22 protein-coding genes and 3 tRNA genes are annotated in these 21,903 nt (G+C 65.9%); 19 read left to right on the plus strand and 6 right to left on the minus strand.

Going from position 1 to position 21,903, the window contains the following annotated elements:
• Positions 1–8: 8 nt before the first annotated feature.
• On the plus strand, positions 9–383 hold the full coding sequence (locus E3T46_RS12695; RefSeq protein WP_134443678.1) for a multidrug efflux SMR transporter: 375 nt from the start codon (positions 9–11) through the stop codon (positions 381–383).
• Here the strand turns inward: E3T46_RS12695 and E3T46_RS12700 are convergent.
• From E3T46_RS12700 to E3T46_RS12730, 5 genes are all read right to left on the minus strand, one after another.
• Positions 380–2,278, minus strand: a complete 1,899-nt coding sequence (locus E3T46_RS12700; RefSeq protein ID WP_134578831.1) for a Na+/H+ antiporter — start codon at positions 2,276–2,278, stop codon at positions 380–382. The genes E3T46_RS12695 and E3T46_RS12700 overlap by 4 nt on opposite strands.
• Before the next feature lie 372 nt (positions 2,279–2,650).
• Positions 2,651–3,322: a haloacid dehalogenase type II gene (locus E3T46_RS12710; protein ID WP_134578832.1), complete on the minus strand. Its 672-nt coding sequence runs from the start codon at positions 3,320–3,322 to the stop codon at positions 2,651–2,653.
• A 506-nt stretch (positions 3,323–3,828) separates the two neighbouring features.
• A tRNA-Phe gene (locus tag E3T46_RS12720) sits at positions 3,829–3,904 on the minus strand.
• Between the two features lie 70 nt (positions 3,905–3,974).
• A tRNA-Asp gene (locus tag E3T46_RS12725) sits at positions 3,975–4,048 on the minus strand.
• A 99-nt stretch (positions 4,049–4,147) separates the two neighbouring features.
• A tRNA-Glu gene (locus tag E3T46_RS12730) sits at positions 4,148–4,220 on the minus strand.
• 255 nt (positions 4,221–4,475) lie between these two features.
• Here E3T46_RS12730 and E3T46_RS12735 point away from each other — a divergent pair.
• Positions 4,476–5,825, plus strand: coding sequence for a M23 family metallopeptidase (locus E3T46_RS12735; protein WP_241980722.1), 1,350 nt, complete (start codon positions 4,476–4,478; stop codon positions 5,823–5,825).
• Positions 5,818–7,269, plus strand: a complete 1,452-nt coding sequence (locus E3T46_RS12740) for an NlpC/P60 family protein (RefSeq protein ID WP_134578833.1) — start codon at positions 5,818–5,820, stop codon at positions 7,267–7,269. The genes E3T46_RS12735 and E3T46_RS12740 overlap by 8 nt, the downstream gene beginning before the upstream one ends.
• 339 nt (positions 7,270–7,608) lie before the next feature.
• Here E3T46_RS12740 and ppa read toward each other — a convergent pair whose 3' ends face one another.
• Positions 7,609–8,100, minus strand: coding sequence for an inorganic diphosphatase (gene ppa / locus E3T46_RS12745; RefSeq protein ID WP_092106945.1), 492 nt, complete (start codon positions 8,098–8,100; stop codon positions 7,609–7,611).
• 45 nt (positions 8,101–8,145) lie between these two features.
• On the opposite strand from ppa, the gene tilS reads away from it, so the two are divergent.
• From tilS to cls, 16 genes are all read left to right on the plus strand, one after another.
• Positions 8,146–9,120, plus strand: coding sequence for a tRNA lysidine(34) synthetase TilS (tilS, locus tag E3T46_RS12750; RefSeq protein ID WP_134578834.1), 975 nt, complete (start codon positions 8,146–8,148; stop codon positions 9,118–9,120).
• Positions 9,121–9,148: 28 nt separating this feature from the next.
• A complete protein-coding gene (gene hpt / locus E3T46_RS12755) occupies positions 9,149–9,721 on the plus strand; it encodes a hypoxanthine phosphoribosyltransferase (RefSeq protein ID WP_092451772.1) in 573 nt (190 codons plus the stop codon).
• Positions 9,722–9,803: 82 nt separating this feature from the next.
• Complete coding sequence (ftsH, locus tag E3T46_RS12760; RefSeq protein WP_134443671.1) at positions 9,804–11,813, plus strand: ATP-dependent zinc metalloprotease FtsH; 2,010 nt, start codon at positions 9,804–9,806, stop codon at positions 11,811–11,813.
• A gap of 6 nt (positions 11,814–11,819) precedes the next feature.
• Positions 11,820–12,389, plus strand: coding sequence for a GTP cyclohydrolase I FolE (gene folE, locus E3T46_RS12765; protein WP_092451776.1), 570 nt, complete (start codon positions 11,820–11,822; stop codon positions 12,387–12,389).
• A gap of 32 nt (positions 12,390–12,421) precedes the next feature.
• Positions 12,422–13,276 (plus strand): dihydropteroate synthase, encoded by an 855-nt coding sequence (gene folP, locus E3T46_RS12770; RefSeq protein ID WP_134443669.1) that lies wholly within the window; start codon positions 12,422–12,424, stop codon positions 13,274–13,276.
• Positions 13,273–13,635 carry a dihydroneopterin aldolase gene (folB, locus tag E3T46_RS12775; RefSeq protein WP_134578835.1) on the plus strand — a complete coding sequence of 121 codons (363 nt, stop codon included), beginning with the start codon at positions 13,273–13,275 and terminating at the stop codon, positions 13,633–13,635. The genes folP and folB overlap by 4 nt, the downstream gene beginning before the upstream one ends.
• Complete coding sequence (folK, locus tag E3T46_RS12780) at positions 13,632–14,165, plus strand: 2-amino-4-hydroxy-6-hydroxymethyldihydropteridine diphosphokinase (RefSeq protein WP_134443667.1); 534 nt, start codon at positions 13,632–13,634, stop codon at positions 14,163–14,165. Before folB ends, folK begins: the two co-directional genes overlap by 4 nt.
• On the plus strand, positions 14,162–14,644 hold the full coding sequence (locus E3T46_RS12785; protein WP_134578836.1) for a DUF3180 domain-containing protein: 483 nt from the start codon (positions 14,162–14,164) through the stop codon (positions 14,642–14,644). The genes folK and E3T46_RS12785 overlap by 4 nt, the downstream gene beginning before the upstream one ends.
• Entirely contained in the window at positions 14,637–15,173 is a 537-nt protein-coding gene (locus tag E3T46_RS12790) for a PH domain-containing protein (protein ID WP_134578837.1), read from the plus strand. The genes E3T46_RS12785 and E3T46_RS12790 overlap by 8 nt, the downstream gene beginning before the upstream one ends.
• Positions 15,170–16,831 (plus strand): PH domain-containing protein, encoded by a 1,662-nt coding sequence (locus tag E3T46_RS12795; RefSeq protein WP_134578838.1) that lies wholly within the window; start codon positions 15,170–15,172, stop codon positions 16,829–16,831. The genes E3T46_RS12790 and E3T46_RS12795 overlap by 4 nt, the downstream gene beginning before the upstream one ends.
• Positions 16,828–17,589: a DUF2520 domain-containing protein gene (locus E3T46_RS12800; protein ID WP_092451788.1), complete on the plus strand. Its 762-nt coding sequence runs from the start codon at positions 16,828–16,830 to the stop codon at positions 17,587–17,589. The genes E3T46_RS12795 and E3T46_RS12800 overlap by 4 nt, the downstream gene beginning before the upstream one ends.
• The gene (gene panC / locus E3T46_RS12805) at positions 17,586–18,458 is read left to right on the plus strand and encodes a pantoate--beta-alanine ligase (RefSeq protein WP_134578839.1); all 873 of its coding nucleotides are present in this window, start codon (positions 17,586–17,588) and stop codon (positions 18,456–18,458) included. Before E3T46_RS12800 ends, panC begins: the two co-directional genes overlap by 4 nt.
• 47 nt (positions 18,459–18,505) lie before the next feature.
• Positions 18,506–20,032 (plus strand): lysine--tRNA ligase, encoded by a 1,527-nt coding sequence (gene lysS, locus E3T46_RS12810; RefSeq protein WP_134578840.1) that lies wholly within the window; start codon positions 18,506–18,508, stop codon positions 20,030–20,032.
• A gap of 13 nt (positions 20,033–20,045) precedes the next feature.
• Complete coding sequence (locus E3T46_RS18035; protein WP_166789492.1) at positions 20,046–20,192, plus strand: hypothetical protein; 147 nt, start codon at positions 20,046–20,048, stop codon at positions 20,190–20,192.
• A gap of 35 nt (positions 20,193–20,227) precedes the next feature.
• On the plus strand, positions 20,228–20,407 hold the full coding sequence (locus E3T46_RS12815) for a hypothetical protein (protein ID WP_092451794.1): 180 nt from the start codon (positions 20,228–20,230) through the stop codon (positions 20,405–20,407).
• A gap of 6 nt (positions 20,408–20,413) precedes the next feature.
• Entirely contained in the window at positions 20,414–21,877 is a 1,464-nt protein-coding gene (cls, locus tag E3T46_RS12820; RefSeq protein WP_134578841.1) for a cardiolipin synthase, read from the plus strand.
• Positions 21,878–21,903: the final 26 nt, after the last annotated feature.

Consider the following 21,903-nt stretch of genomic DNA (forward strand, 5'->3'; position numbering starts at 1 on the left):
TAGCAGTCATGTCGTGGATCGTACTCATTGCGTCCGGAGTGCTGGAAGCTGTCTGGGCGACGGCGCTCGGCAAGTCCGAGGGCTTCAGCAAGTTGTGGCCGACGATTATCTTCGGCGGTGCGCTCGCACTCAGCATGGGCGGTCTGGCCTGGGCGATGCGGGAGATTCCGATCGGAACGGCCTACGCCGTCTGGGTCGGCATCGGAGCGGCCCTCACCGTGGTCTGGGCCATGATCAGCGGCGATGCGAGCGTGTCGTGGCTGAAGATCGCGCTGCTGCTCGGCCTGATCGGCTGCATCGTCGGCCTCAAACTCGTCGACACCCCGCCCAACGCTGCAGCTCTCGGGGACGGTTCTTACAACGAGTCGACGAGCACGCGCTAGCCGAGGAGTTCGTCAACGTAACACCAGCGCCATGATTCCCGCGGCTCGGCGCTGCACATGATGGCGTGGCCGGACTGTTGGAAATGCTTGGTCGCATGCTGACCCGCGGATGAATCGCAGCACCCCACGTTTCCGCAGGCCAGGCACATTCGAAGGTGCACCGGGGTGGTGCCTTCGCGCACACAGTCCTGACACTCCGGGTCCTGCGGCACTGACTGCTCGCCCACGGTCCGTAGGTGCTCGCAGCCGCCCGCCCCCAGGCGCGCTTCGCCGTTGTCGCGCCGATTGGCGGGTCGGGCCGGGGTGCGCGCGTCGATATCCGCACCCTCGGTGGAGGAATCCAACATGGATTCCTCCACGTCGAGCATCTCCAGCACTTCACTGATCACCTCGTGGGCGTAATCGCCGGTGCGGCGCAGTTTGAGAACCCTGGCGCGCTCCGCATCGAGCATGGCCAGCCTCAGCTGCACGTAGCGCTTGCTGGGAGTGCGGTCTGCGAGCTCCGAACGCCCGAGGCGCTCCCATGCTGCCCTATTGCGTTCCTGCGTACGGCGCTCGAGCATGGCCAGCACCTCCAGAGAATCGTCGGGCCGGGTGTGCTGGCGCAGGTTTTCGATTCCCGCGGCGGTGGCCTGGTCCATCAGCGCGGCCTGGCTGAGCGCATCCGCATGGGTATCTGGGCCATGCACGCCCAGGACCCGCACCAGCCATGGCAAGGTGAGGCCTTGCACAACCAGCGTTCCCGCCACGACTCCCAAGGCCGCAAGCACGAGGACGGGGCGGTGTGCGATGTCTTCTGGCAGGGCGAACACGGCAGCCAGGGTGACCACGCCGCGCATACCGGCCCAAGACACGATGGTGGGCAACTGCCAGGGTGGTGCGGGGTCAGCCGCGCGAATTTTGGGTATCAGCCGAGGCAGATAAATTGCCGGGAACACCCACACCGGGCGCAACAGGAGAACCGCGATGAATACGACAGCACAGGTGCCCCAGATACGCGCGGCGCCAAGCGAATCGCCGGAGGTCGCCTCAATGATTGAGCGCACCTGTAACCCGATCAGCAGAAAGACGGAGTTCTCGAGCAAAAACTGGACGGTGGCCCAGTTGCTGCGCTGACTCAATCGGGAGGCGCCGCCGGGCATAGCTGGCGACCTGGTGCCGATCACGAGGCCGGCCACGACGACAGCCAACACGCCCGATGCATGGATCGCCTCCGCCGGGATATACGCCACGAACGGGGCAGCGAGAGACATGGACGTATTTATGGCGACGTTACGCACCCGTTTTCGGATCTGCAACAGGAGCAACGCCGCGATCAGTCCGATCACGACACCTCCGCCGGCGGCCAAAGCGATGTCAGACGCCACCTGCCAGACGGTGACGCTGCCGCCGATAGCAACGATCGCCGTGCGCAGGAGCACCAGTGCGGTCGCATCGTTGACCAGCGACTCGCCCTCCAAAAGACTCACCACCCGGCGCGGAAGCCCAACGCGACGGGCAATCGTGGTCGCCGCTACCGCGTCCGGCGGAGCCACCACCGCGCCCAGGGCGAACGCCGCAGCCAGTGGAATCTCCGGGATCAGCCACCAGACAATGAGGCCGATGGCTACGGTTCCGAAAACGACGTAGCCGACCGACAGTAGGGCGATAGAACGCAGGTTTGTGCGGAACTCGACCAGGGAGGTACGAATGGCGGCCGCGTAGAGCAATGGAGGAAGGATGCCCACCAATACCAGTTCCGGATCCAGCTTGATCGCTGGAATGAACGGCAGGTACGAGCCGATCACTCCAACGACCACCAGCAGCAGTGGAACAGACAGGTTCAGGCGCTTCGCGAGAGCACTGGCCGCGCAGACGACGGCGACGAGAGTGAGAAGACCGAGTGCGACATTCATTTTTTTACCGCCAAGAGTTGCAGGGGACTGACTACGGCAAGATATGTCCGGTGGCAGTGAAGAGTCGGTACCATTCTCCCCTGATGAGGGTGATACGAGACCCCGCGGCCGAAACGCCGGCGGTGATTAGCGGCGCATGCGTAATGCTCAATTGCACCTGATCGACGATGAGCGGTTGCGCCACCGAATGCTTCAGCAACTCGACCTGCCCGGGAGTGTGATTGGAGACGCCGAAATTGAGTACTTTCCCCGCATCAGCCCGAGAACGATGTCGGAGACCGGGAAGTGTGTATTCGGTGATGTCATCGTCCTCATGTGCCCATTTTGGACGCAGACGGACACAAACCGACGTTCAGCGGCCACATTCGTACCCTATTTGAGTTGACGGGCGAGGTCGCTCAAAGCGGTGATCGTGTGGTCCGGTGCCGCAAAGTAGCTCGGGTAGGCCTCGCCCGTGCGGTTCAACCACGCGGTGCCCAGGCCTGCCCTGACCGCCCCGTGGATGTCCCAGGGGTGCACGGCCACCAGCACCAGGTTGCCCGCTGTAACCCCGCACGCAGCCGCGGCATAGTCGTAGGCGGCCTGAACCGGCTTCCACGCCGGGGCGTCTTCTACCGTGAGTACGGCCTCGAAGTCGCTCCGCAGCCCGGCCCGGGTCAGCAGGGACTCGGCTACCTGATCCGATCCGTTTGACAATGTCACGAGGCGCATGCCCGCGCTTTTCAGGGCCCGGATTCCGTCAGCGATGTCCGGGTGCAGGCTCAACGATTGGAAGCCGTTCATGATGTGGGTCACGGCATCGTCGAGACTGCGGGTGAGCGCCACATCGCCGAGTAGTCCGCGCAGAATCTCCGAACCGATCGTCGCGAATTTTTCACTGCCACCCGCGGCGGCGAGGGCGAACCCATCCCGCAGCAGCGCGGCGAACCAGATTCGGGCCAGTTCGGCCGGGGCGCCGATCTCCACGAATCGGGCGCTCAGCGGGGACATGTCGGAGAGAGTCTCGTTGACATCGAATACGATCACTGATGGTGTGCTGGTCATGACTCGCTCCGTGGGTTGGTGGGTGTGTCGGTCGGCACCAGGCGCGCGATGAAGCGCTGCTCTGCGCGGAGAGCCCACTCACGCTTCGCGCACCGCCCGATGTCGATGCAAGGGCGATGTCAGGCAGGTGCAATCCGATCAGGTGATCGGCGGCACCGTCGTCGGTGGGCGTAGGGAGGGCATCCGTCATATGGTTCACTTTTCGTGATGTGCTCACCGTCAAGGAGTCAGCCCGAGAAATTTCCCGAGTGGGGCGCCGTCGACCGTGAGCTCATGCCTGGGTCGGCACAGCGTTTCTCCAGTCAGAACCAGTTTCTGGCTCAGGGCCATCTCGCCGTCGCGAACCGGCGCCAAGGCCACCGGGCCGCAGGCACCCGACGACAACGATGCAAGTGAGCTGCAGCTCACACCCGCCCTGTCGAGGGCGCGCTGCCCGAGACTTGGACCGGGCATAAAAAAGGCCACTCCCCGAGTCCCTCACGAGTGAGTTTCCTAGGGAGTGGCGGTGGTGGCCCCGACCGGCGTCGATCCGGTGACCTTTCGATTTTCAGTCGAACGCTCTACCAACTGAGCTACAGGGCCCCAAAGATACGTCAAAACGCGTCTTCTAAGAAAAAAAGCCCTTCCTTTCGAAAGGGCTATATTTCCTTTGCGACCCTGACCGGACTTGAACCGGCGACCTCCGCCGTGACAGGGCGGCGCGCTAACCAACTGCGCTACAGGGCCTCGAGGTGAAAATTGTGAATCTGTGTGCGAGGCACTTGGTAAGACTATTCTATTTCTTTACTACTTTTTCACTTACTCTGTGTGCACGTGCAGTTTGCGTAGCCCCAACGGGATTCGAACCCGTGTTAACGCCGTGAAAGGGCGCCGTCCTAGGCCGCTAAACGATGGGGCCGTGAGCCATAAATTTCATGGCTGCCGAAGAGTAAGCATACGGTCTTGTGGGGCGAAGGCCAAATCGACGCGCGCAGCATTCGCTTGAAAGCTGCCCATTTTGTAACGCCAATTCGCACCGCGCCCACAAATGTGCGGGCCACAGCCCTTTTCGCGAGTTAGATTCGGCGTTGAAACTGGGCCAAACCTGCTCAATTTGTTACTCTGAAGAGTCTCCTGCGGCGCAAGCTGCAGCTGGAAAGCCCGTTGGGAAACAATGATTCGTTCTATAGCCGTGATCCGCCGCTCCGGAAACGCTCCGGCCAGCCGTTTTCGAGCGGGCAGTCGGTGGCCGCGGCACGGCCTGGCGCTGACCAGCGTCGTCGCAGCCATGACCCTTCTGGTCACGCTGGTTGCCCCGGCCGCCCCGGCGCGGGCGGTCGATTACCCCTCGTGGCAGGATCTGCAGAACGCCAAGGCGAACACCAGTGCCGCCGCCGCGCAGGTGACCGCGATCGAGAATCTCATCGCCGGCCTGCAGGTGCAGGTGCAGGAGACCCAGGCCGCCGCCGAGAAGAGCGCCATCGAACTCGAAGACGCGCAGCGAGAATTTGACGATGCCACCCGTCGGGCCGAGGACATCCAGAAGCAGGCAGACGACAGCAAGGCCACAGCGGATGCCGCCACCAAGCAGGCCGGCCAGCTCGCCGCCCAGCTCTACCGCACCGGCGGCACGGACCTGAGCGTCAACCTGTTCCTGGAAGGCGGAGGGGACGGCGCCGACGCCGACCTGCTGCTGGCAAAACTCGGCAGTATGAGCAAGCTGGTTGAGCGCAGTTCGGATGTGTACGACGAGGCGCAGTCCGCCATGAATAACGCCCAGTCACTCGGCGACCAGGCCAAGGTCGCCCAGACGGAACGCGAAGTGTTGCGCGTCGCCGCCGAGGCCGCCCTCGTTGCGGCCCAGACCGCGGCCGAGGCGGCGGCCAATGCCCTCGCCGAATCCGAAGCCAAGGGCATCGAGCTCGAGCAGCAGCTGCAGTTCATGCGCGACGCCCAGGCCACGACGACGGCCGGCTACGAGGCTGGCGTGGCCGAGCGCGCCCGCCTCGAAGCGATCCGGGTGGCGGCCGAGGCCGAGGCGGCCCGGGTTGCAGCGGCTGCAGCGCGCGCCAGCGGCGGCTCCGGCGGAACGGTGAGCATGTCCGGTTGGGGCGTTCCGGCCAGCGGACGCATCACCGGCGGCTACGGCCCCCGCTCGACCATTTGCGGCGACGGCGGACAGTGCAGCGGAAGCTTTCACTACGCGACCGACCTCGGCACCGGTTGTGGCGCGCCCATCTACGCCGCCCACGCGGGCGTCGTCACCTGGGCCGGGCGCCTCGGCACCTACGGTAACTTCGTGAAGATCAGCCACGGCGACAACGTCTCGACCGGCTATGCTCACATTCGCGACGGCGGGTACAACGTGGGTGTCGGCCAGTCGGTATCGGCGGGGCAGCTCATCGCCAGCTCCGGACAGACCGGGGCCGCCAACGGCTGCCACCTGCACTTCGAAGTTTGGATTGGTGGAAACCGCATCAATCCCGTTCCATTCATGGCCGACCGGGGAGCAGCACTTGGCTAACAGCAGCACACCTGCACGGGATACCGCAGCGTTACCGAGCACCACTGCACGTGCACGAGTTCACGCACGATCGAAGCGCCTGTTCTCGGCCGTCGCGATCGGCGCGGTCTCGGCCGTGACGGCATCCGTTGCCGCGGCCGGCGGGGCGGCGTTTGCCGCGCCGGACTACCCGAGCTGGAACGACGTCGAAAAGGCCAAGCAGAACGAGTCGACCAAGCAGGCCGAAATTGCCACGCTGGGTGAGCTGCTGGACGGTTTGGCCGCGCAGTCGGCGACCGCCGTGACGACCGCACAGATGGCGGCCGAGGAATATCGCATCACCCAGGACTCCTTGGCTGCCGCCACCGAGCGGGAAGCCAGTCTGAACGCGCAGGCGAAAAAGGCAGAGGCTGCGGCTGCGACGTCGAAGATGCGGGCCGGCCTGATCGCGGCCCACCTCGCCAAGTCCGGCGGCAACGGTCTCTCACTCAACCTGTTCCTGAGCGGCAACAGCGCCGATGACCTGCTCAGTCAGCTCGGTACAGCCAGCAAGCTCAGCGAGCAGTCCGAGCAGATTTACACCGAAGCGCGCCAGGACCAGAACGCGGCCGAGTCGCTCGGCGACCAGGCGGCGTCGGCCACCGACGAACGCGAACGCCTCACCGCAGAGTCCAAGACCACCTTTGAGGCGGCGGCTGCGAGCTCAGCGGCGGCCGAGGCGGCCTACGATACTCAGCAACGCCGGTCGAGCGAGCTGTTCGAGCAGCTCGCCCTGCTCAAGGACACCACGGCCGAGGCTGAGCGCAGCTTTCACGTCGGCGAAGAAGCGGCCGCTGCAGCGAAAGCGTTCGCGCAGGCTCAGGCGTCCGCTGCTGCAATAGCGGATGCGGCCGCGGCTGCTGCCGCTGCGGCGCAGGACGCCGCGGCCGCTGAGGGTTCCGGCTCGGATTCTGGGTCCGGTTCCGGCAATGGTTCGGGGTCTGGCGCGGTCGCTCCGGTCGCTCCGGTGGTGCCGGTGGTGCCGGTGGTGCCGAGCGCTCCGAGCGCTCCGGCCGGCGGCGGTACGACCGTTCCGGCGCCGAATGCGAGTGCCGTCGACACCGCTCTCGCCTTCGCCAGCGACCAGCTCGGCGACCGGTACGTTTTCGGCGGTTCCGGCCCCGACGCCTGGGACTGCTCGGGTCTGACCAAGGCGGCCTACGCCGCGGCGGGCATATATATCGGCACCCACTCGGCCACGGACCAGTACAACACCATGGCGCGGCAGGGCAAGCTCGTCTCCTTCGCGCAGGTGCAGGTGGGCGACCTGTTGTTCTGGGGCAGCCCCGGCAATTACTACCACGTGGCGATTTACGTCGGCGGCGGGCAGATTCTCGAAGCTCCGAACCCCTCGGCGCGCGTGCGGGTGCACAGCATCTGGTCGTCCTGGGCTGTTGCGCCCTACGTCGGGCGCCCAGCAGCGTAGCGCGGAGCTCTGCGGCCCCGCATGAGGCCGGACGTGTAGCTGATTCTGGAGATCTTCGCGGGATCGCGCGATGGCCAGCGGACCAGTGCGACGACCGCACCAGCACTTGGCGGATTTCCTGATCTAGCCCCCGCGGATGGGGGCTACCGGCAGTACGAGGGCCCGCTGCGGGTGGGCGCCCCGAGCCAGAAACCAAAAGGGGGCTCCTGCCGCCGGATAACCGGTGACCGGAGCCCCTGTTCGTAGCGCCCGCCTGCTGTTTCGCGCTGAGGGGGCGCAAACCGTCCAACCGAAACCGGTTTTAGGTCGATTTAGGCCCCCTCAGGAAGCTCCTGCGGGTTAGTGGCCCTCTTCGGCCAGCTTCGCAATGCCGTCAACCACGATTTGGTTGGCTTCGGCGGCGTCACCCCAGCCCTCGGTCTTGACCCACTTGTTCGGCTCGAGGTCCTTGTAGTGCTCGAAGAAGTGCTCGATTTCTTTGCGGGTGTACTCCGGAATGTCGAGGACATCCTGAATGTGGTCCCAGCGCGGGTCGCCAGCCGGAACGGCGATGACCTTGGCGTCTGAGCCGCCGTCATCGGTCATATTGAACACGCCGACCGGACGCACGGAGACGCCAACGCCCGGGAACAACGGGTAGTCGAGCAGCACGAGAACGTCGACCGGGTCGCCGTCGAGGCCGAGGGTGTTCTCGAAGTAGCCGTAGTCGGTGGGGTACATAAAGCTCGTGTAGAGCACGCGGTCGAGATAGACCCGGCCGGTCTCGTGGTCCACCTCGTACTTATTGCGGCTCCCGCGGGGGATTTCGATAACTGCGTCGTATTCGGCCATGGCGTTGTTTCTCCCTTGATCTAAGTCTGCCGATAACGTTACTGGATGGAATCCACCCGCCGCCCGCGTCTGACCCCGGCCATCGCCGATATTCGCCGGGCCGTGCGCGCGTTGCTGCCGACCGAGGGGCTCGTGCTTGTTGGCCTCAGCGGCGGCGCCGATTCGCTCGCGCTGGCCGCGGCGACCGCATTCGAGGCCGGGCGCGCGGGTATCCGTGCCGGCGCGGTCATCGTCGATCACAATCTGCAAACCGGTTCAGCGGATGTCGCAGTCGCAGCCGCCGAGACCGCCCGCCAGCTTGGCCTCGACCCCGTGCTCGTCTGGAGCGTGACGGTAGACGGCGACGGAACCGGCCCGGAGGCGGCCGCCCGCACCGCACGCTATGCGGCGTTCGCTGCGGCGCTCGAGCAGACCGGGGCGAGCGGCGTGCTGCTCGGTCATACCCTCGACGACCAGGCCGAAACCGTGATGCTCGGGCTGGCCCGGGGCTCCGGGCCGACCAGCCTGCGCGGAATGGCGGCGCAAACCGGGCCGATTTTGCGACCGTTGCTGGGCATCCGTCGCGCCGCTACCCGGCAATTCTGTGCGGATACCGGCCTCGTGCCGTGGACCGACCCGCAGAATTTCGACCCGCGCTATGCCCGGGTGCGGGCGCGCGAAACCGTGCTGCCGCTGCTGGAAAGCGAGCTCGGTCCCGGCGTCGCCGTGGCGCTCGCCCGCACCGCTCAGGCGCTGCGCGAGGATTCCGACGCGCTCGATGAGCTTGCCGACGCGGTCGCGCGCAGGCACTGGGCTCATGGCACGATCGACGCGGCCGCTCTCGCCGCCCAGCCGGCTGCGGTGCGGCAGCGCGTGATCCGATTGGGAGTGGAGCAGGAGTGTGGGGTATGGCTCGACCGACGGCAGACCCTCGCGGTGGCGGCCCTCGTGACCGATTGGCATGGACAGGGGGCACTCAGCCTGCCGGGTATTAGAGTTGTACGGCAGGGCGGATTGTTGATTTTTTCCGTGCCAGCATAAATCTGAAGAAATGGACTGCACCTTTCATATGGAACCTCGCGACATTGACGGCGACCTCACCGAGATCCTGATCAGCGAGGAGCAGATCCGCGATCGCCTGGCCGAGATGAGCCGCGAGATCGAAGCCGACTACGCCGGCACCGATCTGCTGCTGGTCGGCGTGCTCAAGGGCGCGGTCATGGTCATGGCTGATCTGGCCCGCGAACTGCGCCACCCGATCACGATGGACTGGATGGCGGTCAGTTCCTACGGCTCCGGCACGCAGTCCAGCGGCGTCGTGCGCATTCTCAAGGACCTCGACACCGACCTGTCCGGCCGCAACGTGCTCATCGTCGAGGACATCATCGACTCCGGCCTGACCCTCTCGTGGCTGCTGGCGAACCTGAAAACGCGCGGTCCGGCATCCATTGAAATCTGCGCACTGCTGCGCAAACCGGATGCCGCGCGCGTCGACATCGACGTGAAATACGTCGGATTCAACATTCCGAACAAGTTCGTGGTCGGTTATGGCCTCGACTATGACGAGAAGTACCGCAACCTGCGCTCGGTCGGAATTCTCGCCCCGCACGTGTATTCCACCGTCGCGGCCGCCGCGCTCTAACAGCGTTCGGCTCTGCGCCCGAGTTTTCCTTTGGGCGAACACACGGCATTCCCTTGTAAACGCGCGCTAGCCTGAGGTCACCATGAACGTCAAGAAGCTACTCCGCGGCCCCATTTTGTACATTGTGCTCGCCGTCATCGCCGTCTGGGTGGGGTCAAGCCTCATCACCATGTCCGGATTTCGTGAGGTCAGCACACAAGAGGGCCTCGGCTTTTTGAAGTCGGGCAACGTTGCTGAAGCCACCATCGTCGATGGCGAACAACGCGTCGACCTCACGCTGACCAAGGCCAGCGGCGACCTCGGCACCCAGGTTCAGTTCTATTACGTTGCTCCGCGTGGTGAAGAGATCATCACCGCGGTGACCGCAGCAAACCCGAAGGACGGCTTCACCGACGAGGTGCCGCAGCCCAACTGGGTGCTCTCCGTGCTGAGCTTCCTGCTGCCCGTGCTGCTGATCGGTGCCTTCTTCTGGCTCATGATCTCGATGCAGGGCGGTGGCAGCAAGGTCATGAAGTTTGGCAAGTCCAAGGCCAAGCTCGTCTCCAAGGAAAGCCCACAGGTCACCTTCGCCGACGTCGCCGGCGCCGATGAAGCCATCGAAGAGCTCGAAGAGATCAAAGACTTCCTCAAAGAGCCGGCCAAGTTCCAGGCGGTCGGAGCCCGCATCCCCAAGGGCGTTCTGCTGTATGGCCCTCCCGGGACCGGAAAGACGCTGCTGGCCCGGGCCGTGGCCGGCGAGGCCAACGTGCCGTTTTACGCGATCAGCGGCTCGGACTTCGTGGAAATGTTCGTCGGCGTCGGAGCCAGCCGCGTGCGTGACCTGTTCAGCCAGGCCAAGGAAAACGCCCCGGCCATTATCTTCATCGACGAGATCGACGCCGTTGGTCGTCACCGTGGTGCCGGAATGGGCGGCGGCCACGACGAACGCGAGCAGACCCTGAACCAGCTGCTGGTCGAGATGGACGGCTTCGACGTGAAGGCGAACGTCATTCTGATCGCCGCCACCAACCGACCAGACATTCTCGACCCCGCTCTGCTTCGCCCTGGCCGGTTCGACCGGCAGATCGGCGTTGATGCGCCCGACATGCTCGGTCGCAAGCGCATCCTCGAGGTGCACTCCAAGGGCAAGCCGATGGCCGAGGGTGTCGACCTCGAGGTCCTCGCCCGTAAAACGCCCGGCTTCACCGGCGCCGACCTAGCAAATGTGCTCAACGAGGCCGCTCTGCTGACCGCTCGCTCGAACGCCCAGCTCATCGACAACCGGGCCCTGGACGAGGCCGTCGACCGGGTCATGGCCGGACCGCAGCGACGCACCCGCGTAATGCGCGACAAGGAAAAGCTCATCACGGCGTACCACGAGGGTGGCCACGCCCTCGTCGCGACCGCCATGAACTTCACCGACCCGGTCACCAAGATCACAATTCTGCCGCGCGGCCGGGCCCTCGGCTACACGATGGTCATGCCGCTTGAAGACCGCTACTCGGTCACCCGCAACGAACTGCTCGACCAGCTGGCCTACGCCATGGGTGGCCGTGTCGCCGAGGAGATCATCTTTCACGACCCGACCAGCGGCGCGTCCAACGACATCGAGAAGGCCACCGCGACGGCCCGCAAGATGGTCACCGAGTTCGGCATGAGCGCCGTTGTCGGTCCGCTCAAGCTCGGCCAGGGTTCCGGTGAGGTGTTTCTCGGCCGCGACATGGGCCACCAGCGCGACTACTCGGAGCGCGTGGCCGAGAGCGTCGACCGCGAGGTGCGCCAGCTGCTCGAGGACGCCCACGACGAGGCCTACGAGGTATTGATCAAGAACCGCGTGATCCTGGACGACCTCGCCACGGCACTGCTCGAGCACGAAACGCTCGACCAGACCGCTCTCGCCGAGATCTTCGCTAACGTCGAAAAGCTCCCGTCGCGCCCGCAGTGGCTGTCGAGCGACAAGCGCCCCGTGTCTGACGTGCCGCCGATCGCGATGCCGGCTCCGAAGGCTCCCATCGACGGTGCCGCCGTCGACGGTGGCATCACGAGCGGTGACGCCGCCCCCGCCAAACCGAAACGCGCGCCGGCCCGTACCCCCCGCCCCGCGACCGCTTAGGCGCCCGTGGCGGTGGACAGGGCACGCATCGAGGCGGCCGTTTCAGAGATTCTCGCTGCAATCGGCGAGAATCCGGAACGGGTCGGCCTGGAGAGCACGCCGCGACGAGTAGCGGATGCCTACGCCGAGTTCTTCGCCGGCCTGGACCAGGACCCGCAGGAGCTCCTGCAGGACTTCGTTCCGGTCGGGGACAGCACCGGGGAACTCGTGCTGCTGCGCGACATCGCCTTTCGGTCCATCTGTGAACACCACCTGCTGCCGTTCCTGGGCACCGCCCACGTGGCCTACCTGCCACGGGGCCGGGTCGTCGGCCTCGGCCGGTTGCCCGCCGTTGTTGAAACCATCGCAGCCCGGCCCCAGCTGCAGGAGCGCCTGACCGAGGAGATCGCCGGCGCATTGCAGGACGGCCTCGACCCGCTCGGCGTGCTCGTCGTGCTCGATGCCGTGCACGGCTGTGTCGGCACCCGCGGCCCACGCCAGAGCGCGAGCTCGACCGTGACCATGGCTTCCCGCGGCGTACTGACCGAGCCGACCGCCCGCGCCGAGATCATTGCCCTGATCGCCGCGGGCCAATGACTCTGATCAGGCCAGTGACTCTGATCAGGCCAGTGACGCTCATCATGGGGGTGCTCAACGTCACACCTGACTCTTTCAGCGATGGCGGACGGTGGGCAGCAACGGATGCCGCCATCGAGCACGGTCTGCTGCTGCGCGCCCAGGGCGCCGACCTGATCGACGTGGGCGGTGAATCCACTCGCCCGGGTGCCACCCGCGTCACTCCGGCCGAGGAACAAAACCGGGTCATTCCGGTCGTCACCGAACTTGCCCGGCAGGGACTGCGCCTGAGCATCGACACGCTCAACGCCTCGACGGCCCGCGCGGCAGCGAAAGCCGGAGCGAGCATCATCAACGATGTTTCCGGCGGGTTGGCCGACCCCGACATGGCCGCTGTCGTCGCCGACACGGGCTTGAACTTTGTGGCCATGCACTGGCGTGCCCATGCCCAGCAGATGGATGCCCTCACGGAGTACGACGACGTCGTCACCGAGGTCATGGTCGCGCTCACCGCCCGGGTGGACGCGTTGACCGCCGCCGGCGTGGCGCGCGAGCGCATCGTGCTCGACCCTGGCCTCGGCTTCTCCAAGAAGACCGAACACAACTGGCAGCTGATCAACCGGCTGGATGCCTTCGCCTCGCTGGGGCTTCCGATCCTCGTCGGAGCCTCGCGCAAACGCTTTCTGGCGGCGGTTCTGCCGGACGGCGCTCCCGTGCAGGACCGTGACCTGCCGACCGCCGTGGTGAGTGTGCTGGCCGCACAGGCGGGCGCCTGGGCGGTGCGCGTGCACGACGTCGCCGGGACCCGCGCGGCGCTCAACGTGCTCTCCAGCGCCCGGCAGTCGACGCCGCCGGCCACCAATGAATTGTCGGGCGGGTCGTTCGAGTCCGACACAATGGAACCATGACTGATTCGATCACCCTCACCGGCCTGCGGGTGAACGCCCACCACGGCGTCTACGACTTCGAGAAAGAAAACGGCCAGGACTTCGTCATTGACGTCACCGTCTGGCTCGATCTGCTCGCGGCGGCGGCGAGCGATGACGTGACCCAGACCATCCACTATGGCGAACTCGCCGAGCAAATCACCGACGCAGCCAGGCACAACCCCGTCGACCTCATCGAAACCGTCGCCGAACGCATCGCCGCCGTCGTGCTGGCCCACCCACCGGCGCTCAAGGTGCAGGTCACGGTGCACAAGCCGCAGGCTCCCATCTCCGTGCCCTTCATCGACGTGGCCGTGCAGATCACCCGGGTGCGGCCATGACCGGTGATCGAGTCGTTCTGGCCCTCGGCAGCAACCTCGGCGACCGGGAAACGACGCTCGCGAGCGCCGTGCGGGATCTCGCCGATCTGCCCGGCGCGACGCTCGTCGCAGTGTCGCCGAGCTACGAATCGGCAGCCGTAAAACTCGACGGTGTTGACGAGCGCGCCCCCCGCTATCTCAACGCGGTACTCACGATCGATTACACCGGCGACGCCTACGCGCTGCTCGACGCCGTCAACGCCATCGAGGCCGAGCACGGCCGGGTGCGCGCCGAGCGCTGGGGCGACCGCACACTCGACATCGACATCATCGCCTTTGGCCAGCTGAGCATCGACGACGCGCGCCTCACCGTGCCGCACCCGCGCGCGGCGGAACGCGACTTCGTGCTCGCCCCCTGGCTCGACCTCGATGAGCAAGCCACCGTTCCCGGACGGGGCCTGGTGCGCGACCTGCTCGCCGCGACCGGCCAGACAGTGCGCCGGGCAACGGATGTCGCCACCCTCCACCCGGCACCGGGAACACCGCGATGAAGCGCTCGCACGCGACCGGGCTGCTCGCGGTGTTGCTCATCGGACTCGTGATCGGCTTTCTGCTCGAGATCGCGTTCGCGGCATCCGGTGCCCCCATCGTCGTTCCACCGGTTACCCTGCCGCTAACGCTCATCCTGTTGGCGGTCGTCGTCGTGAGTCTGGCCTGGCGGGTACGTCAGGGCAGCCGACGCAAGGCGCTGCGCCGCATCGACCCGTTTTGGGCGATGCGGGTGGCCGTGCTGTCGAAGGCGACCTCACTCTCAGCGTCCCTGCTGTTCGGCGGTTCCCTCGGCATCGTGCTGTACATCCTGACCCGATCCGTGGTGCCGGCGGTCACTTCGCTCTGGCTCGCGATCGGTACGGCGATCGGCGCGGCCGTCATGCTGGCGGCCGGCCTCGTGGCCGAACACTTCTGCACCCTTCCGCCCGACGACGACACCGATACCGATACCGACGAGCCCGGAGGTACGCGTGCCTGATTCCGACGATGCGAACCCACCCGAACACGCGCGGGTCGAACCGTCGGAACGGCTCGACCTGGTCGGCGTCGGCGAGTGGAAGCGGGTTTCCCCGAAGTACGTGCTGGTCGAGATCGTCGGCACCATTGTGTTCGGCGTCGTGGTCTGCGGCGGTGCCAGCGTGCTCTGGCTGCTGCTCGAACAGACCTGGGCATTATGGGTCGGCCTCGCGGTGCTCCTGATGACCATTATCAACCTGGTGTTCGAACCGCGCCGGGTGCGCTCCATCGGCTATCTGCTGCGCGAGGATGATTTGCTCTTTCGCCGCGGCATCCTCTTTCAACGCTTTGTGGCGGTGCCCTACGGACGCATGCAGCTCATCGATATCACCCGCGGCCCGGTGGCGCGCTGGCTCGGTTTGGCCGACCTCAAATTCGTGACCGCGGCGGCGACCGCCGGGGTCTCGATCCCCGGGCTGGCCGAAGCGGATGCCGAAAGTCTGCGCGACCGTTTGGTGGAGCTCGCCGAGATCCGCCGGGCGGGGCTGTGAGCGAGCCCGCCGTTCCGGCGCCACTCGCTGCACCGCGCACCGACCTCACCGACGGGCAGTGGCACCGACTGCACCCCGCGACACCACTGCTGCGCGGCGGCATTTTCATGGTGGCCGTGCTCGGCTTCGTAATCGCCAACCTGCGCGAACGGCTCATCGACCTGTTCCTGGGCGAGGAGAACTACGGCGGCGACCCGATCGATGAGATCTACCAGCGCGGCGGCACCGGGTGGGCGCTGCTCATTATCGCCGGCGTGCTGCTGGTCATAATTGTCGCGTTCTACCTGTCCTGGCGCATGCACACCTTTCGCATCAACGGGGAAGTCGTCGAGGTGCGCAGCGGCCTCGTTTTTCGCAGCAACCGCAAGGCGCGCCTCGACCGGGTGCAGGGGGTGAACCTGGCTCGGCCGTTGATTCCCCGACTGTTCGGAGCCGCCCGGCTCGACATCGCCGTCGCGGGTCAGGACGGCAACGTGCAGCTGGCCTACCTCGGCTCGAAATTAGCGGATGACCTACGCCGCGACATCCTGCACCTCGCCTCCGGCCTGCGGCAGAGCAGAGCGGCGGACGCCGCGCCACCACTAACCGTCCCGGCCGTGCTCGGCGACGACGCCGTCCCCACCCTGATCGGCCCGCCCACGGCGCACTCGGCCCTCGGCGATTTCGCCGCGGCGCGCTACAACGAGTTTGTGGCCCCGGAACGGGGCCCCGACGCCGCCCCACCGGAGTCGGTCGTGCGCATTCCGCCCGGACGGCTGATCGGGTCAGTCGTACTCAGCGGCTTCACCGTCTTTCTGCTCCTGGCCGGCATCGGGCTGATCGTCAGCGTGATCGCCGGCAGCAGCGGCTGGGTGCTCGTGGCCGTGCTTCCCGGCCTGATCGGCAGCGTCGGCTACTACTTCTCGCGCATCACCAAGCAGCTGCGGTTCACGATCGCGGGCACGGCTGACGGCGTGCGGGTCGGGTTCGGCCTGCTCTCCACGAGCAGCCAGACCCTGCCGCCCGGGCGCATCCACGCCATCAAGGTGTCTCAACCCATTCTGTGGCGTCGTTTCGGCTGGTGGCAGATCAACATCAACACAGCGGGGCACGCTGCCGGGGCGAGCGCGGGTAATCCAACGAGCACGGTGCTACTGCCGGTCGGCACCCTCGCCGACGTCGAGAAGGTGCTCGAACTGGCCCTCCCCGGCTTCACCACCGATACCCATGGGGCGCTGGTCGAAAACGGCATGCTCGGCGGCCGCAAAGCTGATTCCGGAGTCGCCGATTTCTACAGCAATGCGCCACCGCGAGCGGTCTGGCTGCGACCCTTCTCCTGGTGGCGCACCGGCTGGGCGGTCTCGGGCAATGTCGCCCTGATCCGCCGCGGGGTGCTCTCCCGCGACCTGATCCTCGTGCCGCTCGCCCGCATGCAGGGTGTGAGCGTGAGGCAGGGCCCGATCAAGCGTCGGCTGCGCCTCGCCTCGGCCGACCTGCTCGCGGTCGCCGGCCCGGTCACGGCGTCGCTCAGCGTCATCGACGTCGATGAAGCGCTCGTGCTTTTCCAATGGATGTCCACCGGCGCGGTCAGCTCGGCGCTCGCCGACACCAGCCACCGCTGGAGCCGGGCCGAAGAGGCCCCGAAGCCAGCCGCAGATCAATACGGAGAGACAGAATGAACGCCAAACCCGGCCGCCTCGGCGTCGGAATCATCGGAGCCGGCCACGTCGGCCCCATTCTCGGCGCCGCACTCGCGGGTGCCGGCCACGCGATCGTAGGCATCTCGGCGATCTCGCAGGCCAGCCGTGATCGGGCCGAAGCCATCCTGCCGCTCGTGCCGATCCTCACCGTGCCCGAGGTGGTCGAACGCAGCGAGCTGGTCATCATCGCGGTACCCGATGCCCAACTGGAGAGTCTGGTGCAGGGCCTCGCCGTGACGAACACCTGGCAGCCCGGCCAGCTTGTGCTGCACACCTCCGCCCGCTTCGGCACCGCGGTGCTCGCGCCCGCCCAGGCAGCCGGAGCGATCCCACTCGCCATCCACCCAGCCATGGCCTTCACCGGCACGAGCCTCGATTTGGCCCGGCTCGCGGACAGCTATTTCGCGGTGACCGCGCCCGGCCCGGTGCTGCCGATCGGTCAGGCGCTCGCGGTGGAGATGGGCGGCGAACCGCTCATCGTCGCCGAGGCCGACCGCGCCAGCTACGCCGAAGCCATCGAGATCGCCACCGCATTCTCCACGTCGATCGTCGAGCAGGCCACGCGGCTGCTCGCCGGAATCGGGATGGAGCAGCCGGGAGCCGTGCTGGGGCCGCTGCTGCGCTCCGCGATGGAGAACGCCCTCGGGCGCACGAGCCCGGAACGCCTCGACCTGACCGGGCTGGACGAAATCGCGCCCAGGCAGCATCCGCTTGACGACGACCGGACAATCGAATGAGCACGCCCGAAGTGATCAGCACCATCACCGCCCTGCAACACCGGCTCGGTCAGGCCCGGGGCCGTTCGGCGCTTATCGGCGGGGACACCCGCATCGTGCTCGTGCCGACCATGGGGGCCCTACACGCCGGGCACCTCGCGCTGGTGCGGCGGGCGCACGCTCTGGGCGACATCGTGGTGGTGTCGATCTTCGTGAACCCGCTGCAGTTCGGCGCCGGCGAAGACCTCGAGCGGTACCCGCGCACCCTCGATGCCGACCTGGCCACCCTCGCCGACGAGAAGGTTTCGGTCGTGTTTGCGCCCACGGCCGGCGAAATGTATCCAGACAGCGCGAACGGCACGCGGGTGACCGCCGGCCCGATCGGCAGCGCCTACGAGGGAGCTGCGCGCCCGGGCCACTTCGACGGCATGCTCACGGTCGTCGCGAAACTGCTGGGCATCGTGGCACCGGATACGGCGGTGTTCGGTCAAAAAGACGGCCAGCAGGTTTTTCTCGTGCAGAGCATGGTTGCCGACCTCAACCTGCGCACCGCGATCGAGGTCGTCGAGACGGTGCGCGAGCCGAGCGGGCTGGCCCTCTCGAGCCGCAATCGCTACCTCGACGACGCCCAGAATACGGCGGCGCAAGCCCTGTTCGCCGGGCTCCGCGCGGCCGTGCAGGCGGCGCTGGCCGGACCCGCCGCCGCCCTCGCTGCCGCACACGCACGCATTGCAGCCCAGCCGCTGGTTAAACTGGACTATCTCGTGATCGTGCACCCGCAGACCTTTGTACCGGTCGACGACGCCTATCGCGGACCGGCCCGGATTCTCGTGGCCGCGCGGGTCGGTACCACCCGACTGATTGACAACGTGCCGCTTGCCCTCGGGTAGGCAGCATCCGCTTTATTTCTGAACTGACAGCACCAACGGAGAACCGTATGAGCCAGAACACCCCGCCCATCTCGACCGACGACGAGGGCTTCTCCGACGCGGAAATGAACGAGCAGAAGGCCGTGCGCCTCGGCAAACGCGACCGCCTGAACGCGGCGGCCGCCAGCCCGGCCGGCGGCGCGTACCCGGTGTCGGTTCCGGTGACCCACACCATTCCGGCCGTGCGCGCCGAATTCGGCACGCTCGAAGCGGATGCCGTCACCGGCGTCATCGTCGGCCTGGCCGGCCGCATCGTGCACCTGCGCAATACCGGCAAGCTGTGCTTCGCCAGCCTGCAGTCGGGCGACGGCACCCGCATTCAGGCCATGGTTTCGCTCGCCGCCGTCGGGGACGAGTCACTCGCCGCCTGGAAAGACCTGGTCGACCTCGGTGACCACCTGTTCGTTACCGGCGAGGTCATCTCCAGCCGCCGCGGCGAACTGTCGATCATGGTCACCGATTGGCAGGTCGCCGCGAAGGCGCTGCTGCCACTGCCGAACCTGCACTCCGAGCTCAGCGAAGAAACGCGGGTGCGCAGCCGCTACCTCGACCTGATCAGCCGCGAGCAGGCCCGCACCAACGTGCTGTCCCGTTCGAAGGCCGTCGCGAGCCTGCGCAAGACGTTCACCGACCTCGAGTTCATCGAGATCGAGACCCCGATGCTGCAGGTCATGCACGGTGGGGCATCCGCTCGCCCATTTCAGACCCACAGCAACGCCTTCGACACCGAACTGTTTCTGCGCATCGCGCCGGAACTGTTTTTGAAGCGGGCCGTGGTCGGCGGCATCGACCGGGTCTACGAGATCAACCGCAACTTTCGCAATGAGGGCGCCGACTCCACCCACTCGCCCGAGTTCGCGATGCTCGAGGCCTATGAGGCGTACGGCGATTACAACTCCATCGCCGACCTCACCCAGAAGCTGATTCAGGATGCCGCGTTCGCGATTGCCGGATCATACGTGGTCACCTGGGCCGACGGTACCCTGTTCGACCTCGGCGGCGACTGGGACCGCATCGGCATGTACGACAGCCTGTCCACGGCGGCCGGTATCACGATCACGCCCGAGACGCCGCTCGCCGACCTCGTCGCGATCGCCGATCGCGAAGGCATCGAGATCGACCACCCGATTCACGGCAAATATGTCGAAGAGCTCTGGGAGCACTTCGTTAAGGGCGACCTGGTGCGCCCGACCTTCGTGATGGACTTTCCCATCGACACGAGCCCGCTCGTGCGCGGCCACCGCTCGGTGGCCGGCGTGGTCGAGAAGTGGGACCTGTACGTGCGCGGCTTCGAACTGGCCACCGGCTACTCCGAGCTCGTCGACCCGGTGGTGCAGCGGGAACGCTTCATCGAGCAGGCCAGCCTGGCCGCCGGGGGAGACCCGGAGGCGATGCGCCTCGACGAAGAATTCCTCCGCGCTCTCGAATACGGCATGCCGCCAACCGGTGGCATGGGCATGGGTATCGACCGTATGCTGATGGCCCTGACCGGCCTCGGCATTCGCGAGACAATCCTCTTCCCGCTGGTCAAGTAGTTAGTAGGTACTCATGAGCTATCTCCCCAAAGACGAATTAGAGCCCGACAAGGGCGGGCGCAAACCGCCGTCGATGAACCGCATCGCGATCTGGGTGATCGTCAGCGGCGTCGGCGTGTATTTTCTCGGCAGCGGAATCTACGGCATCCTGACCAAGTAGGGGCTTCGCCAGCCTTTACGCGTAGTCTGGGGGGTGTGATTGAGAACTTCTGGGGTAACGCGCTCTTTTCGGTCGTGCCCACCATTGCGCTTGGCCTCATCTTCTGGATGCTGATGCGCTCAATCCTGCGCGCCGATCGCACCGAACGTAAGGTGTACGCCCAAATCGAAGCCGAAGAACGCGCCCGGCTCGGTCTCGACAAACCGACCACCTAAGTACCAATGTTCGGCATCGACGGCCTGACCATCACCGTTCTGCTGGCCCTGATCATCGACTTTTCCGTTCGCGTCGTGGCCATCATCGTGGTCCCTCGCAACCGCCGCCCGATGTCGGGCATGGCCTGGTTGCTGACCATTTTCTTCATCCCGTACCTCGGCGTGCTGCTCTTTCTGCTGATCGGCTACCGCACCCTGCCGAAGAAGCGCCGATTGATGCAGGATGAGATCAACCAGTTCATCCAGGGCAGCACCGAGGGGATGGAGCTGGTGCGCCGCGACCACCCGTGGCCCAGCTGGCTAGAATCGGTCGTTGAACTCAACCGCAACCTCGGGGCGATGCCGCTCGTCGGCGACAACACCGCGAGCCTGATCAACGACTATCAGCTGTCGTTCGACACGATGATTGCCGACATCGACCTGGCCAAGAAATACGTGCACGTCGAGTTCTACATTCTCTCGCTCGACCACACCACCGCGCCGTTCTTCGACGCCCTCGAGCGGGCGCACCGGCGCGGGGTCAGCGTGCGCGTGCTGATGGACCACATCCAGTCAATGCGCAAGCCGGGTTTTCGCCAGACCAAGAAACGGCTGACGGATGCCGGTATCGACTGGGAACTCATGCTTCCGGTGCAGCCGTTCAAGGGTAAGTGGCAGCGACCCGACCTGCGCAACCACCGCAAGCTGCTCATCGTCGACGGCCTGGTCGGCTTCATGGGATCGCAGAACATCATCGACCGCACCTACAACATGCGCAAGAACATTCGTCGGGGCCTGAAGTGGAAAGACTTCATGACCCGGCTGGAAGGCCCGATCGTGTCGGGGCTCAACGCCATCTTCATCACCGACTGGTACAGCGAGACCAATGAGCTGCTCACCCGTGACATTGAGCCGGTGCACCCTCGGCCGGTGACCGATGCCCTCGACTGCCAGGTCGTGCCGAGCGGCCCGGGGTTCAAGGGTGAGAACAACCTGCGCCTGTTTCTCGCGTTGCTCTACTACGCGCAGGACCGCATCATCATCACGAGCCCGTACTTCGTGCCGGACGAATCGATCATGTACGCCATCACGACCGCCGTGCAGCGAGGGCTTCGCGTTGAGCTGTTCGTCTCGGAGATCGGCGACCAGGCCGTGGTCTATCACGCCCAGCGCTCGTACTATGAGGAACTGCTGACCGCCGGCGTGCACATCTACATGTACAACGCGCCGTACATTCTGCACGCCAAGCACTTCACGATCGACGATGAGGTCGCCGTCGTCGGCTCGAGCAATATGGACCAGCGCTCCTTCAGCCTCAATATGGAGGTCTCGCTCATGGTGCGCGGCCGGTCGTTCGTGCGCAACCTCCGGGCGATGGAGGATGAGAACCGTTTGAACAGTCGCGAGTTGACCCTCGAGGAGTGGCGCAAGCAGCCGCTGCGCTCTACCATCCTCGACAACCTCGCCCGGCTCACTTCCGCCGTGCAGTAGCGCCCGGTCAAGCGGATGCTGCGCGC

Origin of the sequence: Cryobacterium sp. Hh11, from assembly GCF_004404045.1 — a bacterium.
Taxonomy (GTDB): domain Bacteria; phylum Actinomycetota; class Actinomycetes; order Actinomycetales; family Microbacteriaceae; genus Cryobacterium; species Cryobacterium levicorallinum.

Coding starts and splice junctions, on each gene's coding strand:
- E3T46_RS12695 (WP_134443678.1), top strand. CDS start 9: ATGTCGTGGATCGTACTCATTGCGTCCGGAGTGCTGGAAGCTGTCTGG.
- E3T46_RS12700 (WP_134578831.1), bottom strand. CDS start 2,278: ATGAATGTCGCACTCGGTCTTCTCACTCTCGTCGCCGTCGTCTGCGCG.
- E3T46_RS12710 (WP_134578832.1), bottom strand. CDS start 3,322: ATGACCAGCACACCATCAGTGATCGTATTCGATGTCAACGAGACTCTC.
- E3T46_RS12735 (WP_241980722.1), top strand. CDS start 4,476: ATGATTCGTTCTATAGCCGTGATCCGCCGCTCCGGAAACGCTCCGGCC.
- ppa (WP_092106945.1), bottom strand. CDS start 8,100: ATGGCCGAATACGACGCAGTTATCGAAATCCCCCGCGGGAGCCGCAAT.
- tilS (WP_134578834.1), top strand. CDS start 8,146: ATGGAATCCACCCGCCGCCCGCGTCTGACCCCGGCCATCGCCGATATT.
- hpt (WP_092451772.1), top strand. CDS start 9,149: ATGGAACCTCGCGACATTGACGGCGACCTCACCGAGATCCTGATCAGC.
- ftsH (WP_134443671.1), top strand. CDS start 9,804: ATGAACGTCAAGAAGCTACTCCGCGGCCCCATTTTGTACATTGTGCTC.
- folB (WP_134578835.1), top strand. CDS start 13,273: ATGACTGATTCGATCACCCTCACCGGCCTGCGGGTGAACGCCCACCAC.
- folK (WP_134443667.1), top strand. CDS start 13,632: ATGACCGGTGATCGAGTCGTTCTGGCCCTCGGCAGCAACCTCGGCGAC.
- E3T46_RS12785 (WP_134578836.1), top strand. CDS start 14,162: ATGAAGCGCTCGCACGCGACCGGGCTGCTCGCGGTGTTGCTCATCGGA.
- E3T46_RS12800 (WP_092451788.1), top strand. CDS start 16,828: ATGAACGCCAAACCCGGCCGCCTCGGCGTCGGAATCATCGGAGCCGGC.
- panC (WP_134578839.1), top strand. CDS start 17,586: ATGAGCACGCCCGAAGTGATCAGCACCATCACCGCCCTGCAACACCGG.
- lysS (WP_134578840.1), top strand. CDS start 18,506: ATGAGCCAGAACACCCCGCCCATCTCGACCGACGACGAGGGCTTCTCC.
- E3T46_RS18035 (WP_166789492.1), top strand. CDS start 20,046: ATGAGCTATCTCCCCAAAGACGAATTAGAGCCCGACAAGGGCGGGCGC.
- cls (WP_134578841.1), top strand. CDS start 20,414: ATGTTCGGCATCGACGGCCTGACCATCACCGTTCTGCTGGCCCTGATC.